This is a genomic window from Methyloterricola oryzae (assembly GCF_000934725.1).
Taxonomy (GTDB): domain Bacteria; phylum Pseudomonadota; class Gammaproteobacteria; order Methylococcales; family Methylococcaceae; genus Methyloterricola; species Methyloterricola oryzae.
Genome location: NZ_JYNS01000017.1, coordinates 73889 through 86508, shown reverse-complemented (window position 1 = coordinate 86508; position 12620 = coordinate 73889). Strand labels below are relative to the sequence as shown.

Here is a 12620-nt window from a genome sequence, read left to right as displayed (position 1 = left end):
GCGTGCTGCTGGCCTTGGGCAGGTTGACGGTGATGCCCTGCACCGTCGCCGTGGTCATGATGATGAAGATCAGCAGCAGCACATACGCCACGTCCAGCATGGGCGTGATGTTGATGTCGTCGTAGACCTTGCCTTCCTCGCCGACTTTCATGGCTCAGCCCTCGCGCTGCAGGTCTGCGGCGCGCTCGGAGACCATGGCCAGGAACTCGTCGGTGAACACGTGCATGTCCGCCGTCAGATCCTTGATCTGGGTAAGCAGGTAGTTGTAGCCGAACAGGGCGGGGATGGCGACCGCGAGGCCCGCGACGGTGGCGAGCAGGGCGCCGGAGATGCCGGGCGCGATGGAGTTGATGTTGACGTCGCCGGTGGCGGCGATCACGGCGAAGGTGATCATTACCCCCAGCACCGTGCCGAGCAGGCCCAGGAATGGCCCGCCGGAAATGGCGATGGTCAGCAGCACCATGCTGCGGTTGAGTTTCTGCCCTTCCCGCACCACCGCTGCATCCAGGCGCGCGCGGATGACGTTCAGGGCCTCGGGGGTCAGGACCGTATCACTGCCCGACCTGGAGAAGCGCTTCTTTAGTTCCTGTACGCCGGCATGGTAGACGTGGTAGATGGGCGAGGACTGGAAATGGTCGTGCTTGCCCACCAAGGCGGTGAGGAAGTCGGAATCGGCGAACTCCTGTTCTTCCTCGCTTTCGTCCTGATCCAGTGCGCCGGGATCCGAGGCATCGACGTTTCGGTATTGTTGCAAGAAAGCTTGGTTGTCCTTGCGCGCCCGGGAGATGGCGAGTCCTTTGGTCACCATCACCAGGGAGCTGATGACGAACATCACGCCACACAGTGCGATCACCACCCAGCCGTCCACGGTGAGGCTCTGCAGGATGATGACGAAATAGTTGGTGCCGCCGCCGCTGTCCTTGCCCTCGTCCTGGCCGAAGTTAAGCACCGTGAAATCCGGGCTCTGGCTGCGGTATTGCAGCTTGATCCAGTCGGCGCTGCGCGCCGTCCTGGCCACCTGGATCTCGTCCAGCAGACCCACCAGGCCCTCGCCGAATCTCAATGTGGGCGTGAACGCCGCCACACTCAGCGGAGCAGAGCCCACCTGCGCCCCATCCAGGTACAGATGCAAACCCGCTTTATCGACGGTAAGCGCCACATGTTGCCAGCGCCCCAAGGTCAGGTTCGCCGCGGGCGTCTGGTCCTGACTGGCCGATCCCTGGTAGCGGGCCGTCAGGGCGGTGCCCTGCAGTTCCAGGCTCAAGCCGTACCCGCCCTCCGAGGCGGCCACCAGGCTCGCGGCCCCCTGGGGCTGGTCGATGCGCACCCAGGCCGAGAAGGTCCAGCCAGGCTCCGGCGCGATGGCCAATTGCGGCGCGGGGTTGACGCTGACGCCGCCGGCCCCCGTGAACCGGGCGGCAGCGCCGATCCAGCCGGCGGGCTCTGGCTGGGCCTTGGAGTCGGCCGCATGGCTGGCATAGGCGGTGGCGTCCTTGGGGAGCGCCTCGCCTTCGCCGAAATGAAACACCAAGCCCTGCGCCGTGTCGTACAGCCCCTTGCTGTCGGACGCATCGGGCGCATTCCCATTGCCGTAATACATCCAGAAGGAATCGCTGCTCACCCCGCCGCGCACCTGGGGCAACTTGACCCAGGCAAGTCCCAACTCGTTGACTGCGTCAATTTTCTCCACCTCATACTTGAGCGGGGTTTTGTCATCGGCCATAAAACGCAGATCTCGGCCGTTTTCGCTCAATTCGCCAAAGAATCCGAAATTGCCCGTATGCAAACGAATGAGCACGGGAAACTCGCCGAGGGTCTCCTGAATGTCAGCACCTGTGACCCCTGCATCCACCGTCACCTGGCGCCGCGAATTCCAGTCGTCGTTCCACCAGGCATAAGCCAGTACCGGCACCAAGAGCATGGCCAGGGCCAAAGGCAGTTTTCCTCGCATCGTCTTCGTCATCGCTGTGTCGTCGTCTGATCTCAAAAATCGGTTAGCGCCAAGCGGTCAGGGGGCATCAGCCACCACATCCGGGTTTTCCCTCACGCACCTCGGTTACGGAGCATTGCCCATACCCAACCACGTCCGCACTGAGGATGCTGGCCCCCGCCTTTGCCGCACGCGCCTCGTCTTTGGCCTCATTGCTGTCCTGGGTGGCATTCTGTGTGGCCGACTTGGCTGCGCTGGCTGCGGCGCTGTCTGCGCCAGCGGGAACCACGGGCACCGAGACGGCGGTGGGCACGCCCACGGTGCCGCCGCTCGCCTGGATATTGGAGGCGCCGATGACCGCGGTCGCCGCGATGACTACCTGGCCACCGCTGATGCCAGCCTCGCCGGCATTCACGACGCCGGTCGGCGCCGCCAAATAGACATTGCCCTGGCGTTGCGTTTTGTCCGCCGGGTTGATGGCCTGAATACCGCTACCGGAGATAATGGGCGGGAAAATAGTGACGATATTGCCCTTCTCGTCGATTCCGGTGGTCACGGGCGGCGCTGAAATCGCCGACTTTGCTCCCTTGCCTGCATCGATGCTGCCGGCGGAGGACCATACCGCGATGTCGCCACCACCCATGGTGAAAACACGCGACTGATTGACGTTGAAGTCACCTTGAGAAAGGGCGTTGAGGTTGCCCTGCTGCTGCACCACGATGCCAAGCTGATCGGCCGCCTTCTGGATGCCGCCCACCTTTCCGGCCAGTCCAACGTCCACCTGCCCGCCGGGCGCAGCAATATTGATGTCGCCCCCCACCAGGCTTTTGATCTGGCTGAATACCAGGGCAAGATCACCCTTGTACTTGTCGCCCGGGAAAAGGGTTTCGATGGCGTCAAAGCCCACTTGATACAGGGCTTCGCGTTTGGACTCGGGCGCCGCAGCGGCGGCAGCGGCAGATTTCTTGATTTCCGAGAACAGCACGCCCTCGACAACCCCTAGCTTGGCTTGATCCGGGAGCGCTTCCACATAAGCCAGCTTCTGCTCCGGAGAAAGCGTCGAGGAGATGTCATTACCCTCGCCGTCAAACACAGTCAGACTTTTCAAGTACGTACTGTCCAGGGCCAGGTACTTTTTGATGAAGCCGGTGTAGTCGATCTCGTCCGAGACGCCGGCAAGCACGTCAATAGCTGCGCCCGTGCCTGAAAGGGCCCGGTTGAAGAGGTTGCCTACGGTCAAGACACCGGAAGAGCTGCCAAGGTTGATATCCCTGCCCGCCAGTACCTGCAGCCGTCCCGAACCGCCCACCTGCAAGCGCTGATCGGCGGGAACGACGCCACCATTGGCATCCAGGCGCGCATCAAAGAGAATGTCGCGCCCCGCCTGCAGCCGGGTGATGTCTTCAGCCTTGAGATTCTGGGCGGAGACGCTGAGGTTCTTGATATCCCGGCCTGCCTTCACGTCGGCGGACTTGGGCAAGAACAGCTTCATCTGCACGCCAGTAGGAAATGCCACGTCGCCATTCTGGGCGATCAGCCTCACCGGAGACGGGTCACCCTGGTGCACCGGAACGACCGCATGTATCACGCTGGCGCTCGGACTCTCGGCGTCCAGCCGCTCGCGCGTCCGGATGATATTGCGTGGCAGGTCGCCCAAGAGCCCGGCGTCCGGCAATTGCGGATTGGCCAGCAGCGACGGGTCGGCATCGGACATGTTAAGTTTGATGATCCCGTCCTGTGCCAGGCCTGTCCCGATGCTGTTTCCTGCCAATATCTCCAGTTGTCCGCTCGCCGACGGGTAGAGATTCAGGGAGTTGTCGATTCTGACGTTACCGGCGAGGGCCGCTGCCTTGAGGGTTCCCGGATAAACTGAAAGCTCGAAACCGTTGCCGTCGGTAGGCGCATACCCCTTGAGCGTGCGAAGCGCCTCCACGTTGTTCTGCAGGATGATGTCACCGCCGGTGGAACCAAGTTCAAGCCCGCTTGCGGGACCGTATGTGAAGAAATATGAGTTCTTTTGTGTCGCGCGGTCCGGGACTTGTTTTTGCGGAAGCAGGGTTGGATTGAATGCACCGCCAAGCACCAGATCCTTGCGTGCCTGCAGCGAGACCTGGGCGTCGCCCAGAGCCACAGCAGGACCAAGCCCCGTTGAATCGGCGGCGATGCTGTCCCCGGCTCGCAGTGTGCCGGTCCCCTTTCCGGCATAGAATTCGCCACCCAGAATACTGCCGCGCGCCTCGACGCGAATGTCGCCCCCACCTGAGACTTGCGTGCCGTTCTCGATCCATCGGGTATCGAAAGCCCCGTCAGGCGCGCGCAGATCCGGCTTCCCGCCGTTCTGAGGCGTCGTCAGATTTCCAAACGGCTTGCCGCTGGTGGGCACCATGACCGACAGGTTCTCGACATTGCCACCGGCGTTGACCGTCACCTCGCCGCCACCGAGCGCGCCGACGTTCTGATTGAAAAAGCGCCTACCCTTTATGTTCGTCGCCAGGGGATTGCCGTTGGCATCGAGGCCCCGCACTGTTTCGTCGGCCGTGCTGCCGCTGATATTGATGCCCCAGGCCGTGGGCCGACGGGACGCATCCGCAGAGTCATTGCTCCAGGTACCGCTGCGAACCAGCCAGTCGCTCGATAGTTGGCCTGTCTGCGCGCCGACGATATTGCCACCGGCAGTCAAGCCGATGTCGCCGCCCTGGGTGGGATACTCCGCCAGGAAACCAAAGCCGACGTTGAATTCATTGAAATACCCCCAGCGCAGCAAGGAGGACATGGCAGCCGGGTCGAGTCCGCTGAGATATTGGGAAAGATCCTGATCCGCGCCGGGCGCAGGAATTCCCGGTATCTTCCCGGTCAATAGATCTCCGAAGGTGTAGTCCGCCGGCTTGCCCATGGTGTAAACGGCGCCAGCAACCTTTGAAGTAGGATCCATTTCCAGCCGAATGTCGCGCCCGGCATTGACATCGATATGCCCCGTGCCGGTCCGTACAACAACCTGAGATGAGTCTCCGCCAGCCGCCGGATAGACAGCGGCCACTTTCACGTCACGCCCGGCATCCAGACTGAAGCTCCAGGACAGGCCCTGCTGCAAGACATCCTGGAACACCACGCCCCGCAGTGTCCCATGCACCGGGTCCGGCAGTGCCGCAGTGGCGAATCCGTCGGAAATAGGGGCGCTGACGTTGATGTCCCCCGCTGCTTCTAGGCGCAGAAATCCGGGAACGCCCTCATAACGCCACAACAGGTCGCCGCTGGCAGGATTTCGCGCCATGAAGTCCCAAGAACTGCTGACGCTCAGATCGCCCGCGCTGCGTATGTCGAGACCCGGGGCCAACACGATGTTCGTGCCTGAGGCATTCGCCGGCGCCGCCGCGCTCGCCATGTAAGCAGCAGTGTCCGACTGCCAGCCTGCGATAGCCGGGGAATCTACGGTGCTTTGGTTGTCATAGACCCGCACCGCTTCCAAAGCTACGTCCGCGTCGCCCCGGATTCGGGCATTGATTTCGGTGGCGGCAAGACGCCCGCTACCATCATTGCGCCCCGTGCGAAGGTGCACCTCCCCCGGCTCCCCCGCGATTCCGGGCGAAACATCAATGGATGCCGAGTGCGACAGGTCGAGCAAACCGGAGTCAGCCGTGCCAAGGCCCGTACGTACCGTATTCAGCAGCACGCGGCCACCGTTCGCGCCGGCACTGTCTGCGTGAGCGTCGATGCTGGCACCATCCCCGAGCGTCAAGCCCGCGCCGCCATGCGCTTCCACCGTTCCGGCCTGGCTCCCGGAAGCATCGATTTTTCCGATCAGATCAATCAAACCGGCATCAGCCGACAAGACTACGTGATGAGCTCGGACCACCTCACCCGCAGGTAACACAAGATCACCGCTGCGCTGGCGCACCGCCAAGGATTCACTGAATCCGCTCGCGGCGAGCTTGCGGTTGAGGCTTGCAAAGCTCTCATTGCCGAGGCTGGCCGTATCAATAGCGACACGACCCTGGCGGAAGCCCTCGGGCGCACTGGCGGATATTGAAGCGTCGATTCGGAAGGACCCCGAAGGTGCCCGGACGTCCATCAGTCCGGCATCACTGCCTGCACCTGATCCACCTGACGCACCCGCCAGGTTAATGACGGCCCCTGAAGCCAACTCCACGGTCCCAGAGGTCGACTCCAACAAGAGAGTCCCGCCAGGTGAATATCGCGTCTGGTCGCCGAAACTGCGTAACTGGCCCGACAGATCGACTTGAGCGCCATCCGCCATAGAAAGATCGCCCTCAGCTGCCTTCATGGCCAAAGCGCCTGAGGGCAAATCGAAACGCGCGGCGTTGCTGATACTGTCCGCGTTCAAGGTCCAGCTGACGCCCAATCCGGTGGTATCCGCCAACTTCGCCGGAGGCGTCAACGCCGACATGGAAAGGGCATGCCCGCTGGCATCCAGCACTGAGCTTGCCCCGTCGCCACCGCTCACGTGACCGGCACTTACATTCAAGTCCGCGCTGACGTTGAGACGGCCTGAGCTTTTGGCGTCGCCGAGGAGCGCCTCACTGGCAGTGATGGAAACTGTATTGAAACCTCCAATGCCAAAGTCTCCATCACCCAGCCGAACCAGCCGCGAATTGATTGCCAGACTGCCAATACCGGCAGCGGTAGCAGTGGCGGTTGGCGCCGAGACGGGCGAGTGGTTGCTCAAGCCGATAACGTCTGCCGCTAAGGTCGAATCGCCGCCGGCAACACCCTGAATGCCGTTCGCATCGATGAACAGATTCTTGGCGGTGATTCCATTGCCGCCGTAGAAACTGACAGCGCCCGCACTGGTCAATTTCAGCTCGTCAAGGTCGAAGTCCAGATTCGGCAACACCAAGCCCGGCGTCCCCGCAGGAGCCTCTCCAATCCCAATCGCACGGGCCTTGAGGGCAAGGGAACCGCCCGACATGGCGATCTCTCCCGCAAATCGCGTGTCTTGAGTGGAATCCAGCAACAGAGCGGCGTCAGATTTGAGCGTCGCGCCCGACTCCACCAATAGAACGCCTGTCTGGCCGCCCACGTTGCCTTCGCGCGTCACATTTACCTGGCCCAGGCTCGAGACGCGTACCAAGGCGCCATCCCCGGACGCAGCCGCGCCACCCGCCGCCTGATTGGAGACAGTCAGATCGCGTGCCGTGGCCGTGTCGTCACCGGTGCTCTCCACCTTGGATCCTGAGCGCAAGGACACCTGATCTTTGGCTGCGATCAGGATCTCGCGGCCGCTCAAGCCAGCTCCGGCACCCAGTTCGACACTGTTTGAAACGACGGTCAGGCGCTCACTGTTCGCTTGTTCGCTGCGCAATCCACCCAGCAGCAGGCTCTCCACATTCAACCGATTCAGGTCTTCCGCGACCAGGCCGACGGTGCCAGGCGCCGTGCCGGTCAAGTCCTCGCGCCTTGCGACGATAGCCAAGCGGTTGGCACTGATGTCCAGATTACCGCCCAATCCCCCTTTTCCAGCGCTCGCAACCAGGTCGCCAGCCAAGCTCATCTCCGTGTCAGCCGATATGGACAGACTCCCGGCATCACGGGGAAGTCGAGGTGCGTTTGTGCCTGCCTTTTCAGCCTTGCCGGCAAAAAACGTGTTGGCTGAGTAATCCTGGAACTGCGAACGCGTGCGGGCGACCGCGCCAGGCTCGACGGCAAATCCTTGCCAGCGGGGACTCTGAATCCTGGTTTCCGCGACGCCAAAACGGCCCGCGACGACGGTGGCACCATCCATCTGGCGATAGCTTTGCGCTGGGTCCATATCCAAAGTGCCCTCCACGGGCCGGATCAGATAAGCCCCGGGCAGCAGCGCATAATGAGCCGGCAGCAGTGTATAGCGGCCCGGCGCCAGTCCCGAGCCTCCAGAAAGCTGCACACTGTCGCCGGCATGCAGAGCGGAGGCCGGGTATTCGGCGGGATCATAGGGTGTCGAAATTCCCGTGATCCCCGGTATGACCGCGTACTTTTGGGTAAAGCCGGAGTCTGTCGGGTCGAGGACATCACGAGTCCCGCCCGGACCGGTGATGAACTCGTAGGCGGAGAGGTCGCCGCCTCCGGACAGGTCTACCCGGGCCGACGTCTTGAGATCGACTGCCGGTGCACTCAGAGCGATGCGCTTTTCCGGCGGCGCTTCAATGACGCGGTTGTTGACCCCGATGCCATCAAGGGGATAGAGCCAATTGAGCGCGCCCGAGCCCCTTCCGAACGGGACTGTCGCGCCTTGACCGGAAACCGAGGTCAGGCTGTCAGCTGACAGTTCAAGATGCTTGGTCGCGGCCAGTGATATCTGCCCGAATGGGGCCAGGAGGCTGCCTCCCTGCTTGATCTCGGCGGCGCTCAGCTTCAGGCTGCCACCGGCAGACAACACCGCCCCTTTGGACTCGCCATTAGCCTCTACCGTGAGCACGCTGTCGGCGCCGCTCAGGGCGAAGCTGAAATCGGTCAAGGTGGTGGGATAGACTTGGGCAGCCCGCAGATTCAAATTGCCCGCCGTCTTGAATTCGCCCAGAAAATCCTTGGTGTCAGCGGTTACCCGTGCGCCGATGCCACGAATCGCACCGCTGCTTTCCAATGCGGCCTGACCTATTCCGTCGAGGCTCAAGCCACCGACGAGATCGACTCCTTGCCCGGTTACCTGCAAACGTCCGTTACCCGCAATGGCTTCCGGCGCAAGAGAACTGGTGAATGTCCCGGAAGAACTGCGGGTATCCAAGCGGCTCTGGGTCGAGCCCAAGGCAACGTGCGGCGCGGAAAGACTCACCTGACCGGCGCCAGCGACATTGCCATCGGCCCCTAACGCACTGATGACCGGTGTGTCGAGCACGATTTCTCGACCGGCCTCCAGGGCCACGTCGCCGCGGAACTGGATTTGTCCTACATACTCCCGCCCCCTCAGTGCGTCCGTCTTAAGCTCTACGCTGCCAAATCCACCGGCGTTGAGGGATTCTGCCGAAACAAAGGCGAGTCCGCTGAAGTCACCTGAAGCAAGGTCGCCGCCCAAAACAAGACCGGATGGAGCAGAGGGACCCGATGCAGCGGAAACCACAATCGCTCGTGGCGCCTTAGGATTACGGTCGTCCGGGAACAGCCCTCCGGGTACCTGATCGGCGGGTTTGGCGCGCCGGGGTGCGTTCAATTCCACCAACAGCCTGCCGCCTTCGGCTCCGGAACCACCTCCGACCGCGCGGAAACTGCCGTCGACGATAATGCCCTCGCCCGCCCTCAGACTGATGGTTCCGCCACCGGACGGCACTGAACGTGTTTCAATCGGCGTGGATCCGGACTGTGGCGTCGTCGCCGCAAACTGCAGATCCGCCGACGTACCGGACGCATCGACAATGGACCCGTCCTGGGCGACGATGTAGCCCCGTGCGGCATCCAGCGCAATCGTGCCACCATCATGCACCGACCCGGTAACCAGCCCGGTTCCGTTGGCCTCCCGTTGAAATACGCCCCTCGCTGACAGGCGAGCGTTACTCCCCAGCCAGATGCCTTGGGAGGCAAAGAAGCCGGAGTCACCCGCCCCGGGGGGCTTCACACTGATACCGATCGAACCTGCTGGTGCGCTGATTGCGCCTTCCACGAGGACCGAAGTATCGGAGTTCAAGGTGATCGACGCGCCGCGATCGGCGATGATGCTGGCGCCGTCAGCGACCCTCAGTTCCTGCTTGCGATCTTGCGCGGTGGCTTGCGTGAGTGACAGGGTCAGATTGGCCGGATTGCGCAGGTCATCTGCAATGGTCGTGACGGTGCTCACCTCGCTCAAGCTCTCGCCTGAAGGTTTCAATGCAGCGTCGTTCCGCAGAATGAGGTTCTTTTGCTGAACACGCACGGCCTCACCGGCGCCCACAATCAGGCTTTTCTGGTTTGATTCCAGATGAAAGTCCGCAAATCCGCCGTTTTGAAAGAAGTCCGAACCCAAAACCAGCGCAGCCGGATCGTCCGAACTGCCAATTGCGACCTGGCTGGTGTTCAGCGTCAAGGCACCGCCATCGCTCAGCGCCCAGCCTGACAACTCTCCGCCCAACTGCACCGAGGATGCTGGTTTGCCGACAAGGGAGGTCTTTGCGGTGAGGCCAATGGATCCTCCCTTGCCCGCCGTCACTTTGGAGTCCGCCTGCATCCAGGCCCCACCGCCCACATCGATCCGGCTGCCAGGCTCGAGCAACAAGTCGCCCTGCTCCGACGTCAGGCTCACGTGTCCGCCATCGATTGCGACCGGCGTGAGGCGGTTGCCGGTCGGATTGGCAGATGGCGTGTCGTTAACCCACTCCCCTCTTGCCGAAATCCTGCCGGAAGCTGCCACCGTGATGGCGCTTGGCAAGGACACGGTTTGGCCATCCACCGCGCTGGTGATCGGCTTGATCGTGATATCGCCCGCAGGCACGTCGATGGTGCCCTCCACGCGCGCCCCGCTGCTTTGAAGCTCCAGTTTGCCGCGGCGGGGCAAGCTGATACGCTCACCGTCAGGAACACTGACCGTACCATTGGTCTTTATCTGCACCTGGCTTACGCCGGAGCCACGCAGCACGTCGGGATCAACGCTGAGGGCAAGCGGCGCGGGGCCGCCTTCCTGCTGAGGAAAGGGGTCAACTGCCTTCAATTCGGTGATGGCGTGCTTCGCAAACACCACGTCTTGCCGCCCCAACTGATTGTTCTTGTTTAGATCGACTAATAGTTGGCTGCCTGTCGCCTGTTGCTCCGGTAGGCGCTGATTCTCGCCAATGATGGTTTCGCCCTTCATCAGGCCGTCCAACATGGCGTTATAGGCCGACAGATTCAGTGAGCCGCCTGCCTTACCCTCCACGTAACCGGCTTCGAACCGGCTCAGCCCGGGTCCCGCCATGGGCCACAGTTCCCGGATGCCCCATTTGCTATGAAGCTTGACGACTTCACCCAGGATGCCGTCGTAGTGACGATCCGGGTCCGCGTGGGCCAGGTCGAATATGAGATTTCCTGAGACCAGTTGGGTCGTTTCCAGATTCCCGCCCTGATACGCAACGCTGCCGCCGGAAAAGTCCTGCACGCTGCCTGGCCTGGTAACAACGTCGCCGCTGGAATTCAGATCGATGCTGCCACCCACCGTGCTGCGCTCATCGATATTGCGGGCAATTCGATCCAAGGCGCCGGACATGTCGGCGATGGGGATGCGGCCATCCGTGCCAATTTCGCGCAGATCGACCGTTACAGTCTTTCCATGAAGCACGCCGTCCCGTTGCAAGGGTGCGTCACGCAATTCATTGCTGCGAAGTTCGAGTTTGACGGTGTTGCGGGACATGGGAAGGGAGACGTTCTTCACCCCAGAAACGTCGATGCGGCTTCCGGCGTCCAGGTAAATGCGCGCATCACCCTTGGCGTTCGGAGCGGCGGGATTGTCCAACGCCTGCAGCCTCACTTGGCCAGACTTGGCCCGGATGGCCGATCCGGAATCGGCGATGATCCGTTGACCGGCAATTTCGATACGCGATTTGGACTGGGCCTGCGCATCAACCGCTGTCTCGGACTTATTGGCGTCCAGTTCCACGCTCGTTACGCTACCCTTGGCCAAAGTAACGGACGCATTGGTTCCGAGAGTGTCTCCTGCGTCCTGCGCCCGCTTTGTCGCACCAGGACGCAATGCACCGGAGGTCGCGATGGGATCCTGGATTCCCTCCCGCGCGAGGAGCCGAACAGAACCGTTCAGCCGTACCGATGTGCTAGCCGAAACCAGCCCCTGCTGATTGACAGCGAAGCCAATGAGGCTGGCATTGCCACGTTCCGCAAGAATCTTGCCGACGTTGTTGACGTCGCCGCCCGTCCCCACTTCCACGAGCATCCCACGTACGCCCGATTCGGCGTTGGCTTGCTGCAGATAGACCTTGTCCTGGGAGGCGGCCAGAATGACTTGCCCATCCTTGGCTTCGATATCCCCCTGGTTGGTGATGGAGGGGGCAGCTAGAATGATGCGTCCCCCGGCCGCGTTGGTCTTCAGACTCGCGCCCTTATCCACGAAGATCTGTATTTTGACCTTGCCGCCGCGCTCGTCTAAAACCGGATTACCGGCGGCATCCTTTAGGTACAGCGACTTGACCGGATTTCCTGCGGCGTCCGTCGCCTGCAGAGCGGGCGCACGTGCCTGATCGAACGCCTGTACCAGGCCGAGTTGAAAAGTTCTTTCGCTGATGTTGAGGGTAGAGGCCACCAGGGCATTCACATTGATGCTGGCGTCCTTCCCGAATACGAAACCGTTCTGGTTGACCAGATAGACCTGTCCATTGGCCGTGAGGGAGCCGTAGATTCGGCTGGGGTCCCCCTGATGAATATTGTTCAACGCCACCGACGTGGCGGAAGGTTGATCGAAGTGAACCGAGCTGTCCGCCCCGATATTGAAGCTCTTCCAGTTCAGTGTGGCCTTGTCCGACAACTGCTTGATGGTCATGTTGTTGCCGCTGACCACGGGAGCCAACACGTTGCCGGCGCCCGGTGCAACCAGGACGTCAGCCGGAACCGGCAATTCCGCGCGTGCCGGCGCAAGTCCCGAACCGAGCAGCACGCCGGTCGCCAGCGTCTGTCGTATTGCGGCAACCAGCCGCTTGAGTCTCTGGCCGGGAACCACAGCAGTCGGGAATGGAAACGCACACATCTGGCAACAAAGCCTCGAAGACAAAACGTAGGTAATCTCGATCCAGGCGGAACGAATCGATGC

Annotated in this window: 3 protein-coding genes; all 3 read right to left on the bottom strand. The window is 61.9% G+C overall.

The genetic code is table 11. From position 1 onward, the window contains the following. A partial coding sequence (locus EK23_RS17890; RefSeq protein WP_045223860.1) for an ExbD/TolR family protein occupies positions 1 to 151 on the bottom strand: 151 nt, incomplete at its 3' end. Between the two features lie 3 nt (positions 152 to 154). Continuing rightward, positions 155 to 1963: a DUF2341 domain-containing protein gene (locus EK23_RS17885; protein ID WP_045226759.1), complete on the bottom strand. Its 1809-nt coding sequence runs from the start codon at positions 1961 to 1963 to the stop codon at positions 155 to 157. Between the two features lie 55 nt (positions 1964 to 2018). Next, complete coding sequence (locus tag EK23_RS17880) at positions 2019 to 12557, bottom strand: filamentous hemagglutinin family protein (protein WP_045226758.1); 10539 nt, start codon at positions 12555 to 12557, stop codon at positions 2019 to 2021. Positions 12558 to 12620: the final 63 nt, after the last annotated feature.

Excerpts from the sequence above, each read along its gene's own strand:
- EK23_RS17885 (WP_045226759.1), bottom strand. The coding sequence starts at position 1,963 with ATGACGAAGACGATGCGAGGAAAACTGCCTTTGGCCCTGGCCATGCTC.
- EK23_RS17880 (WP_045226758.1), bottom strand. The coding sequence starts at position 12,557 with ATGTGTGCGTTTCCATTCCCGACTGCTGTGGTTCCCGGCCAGAGACTC.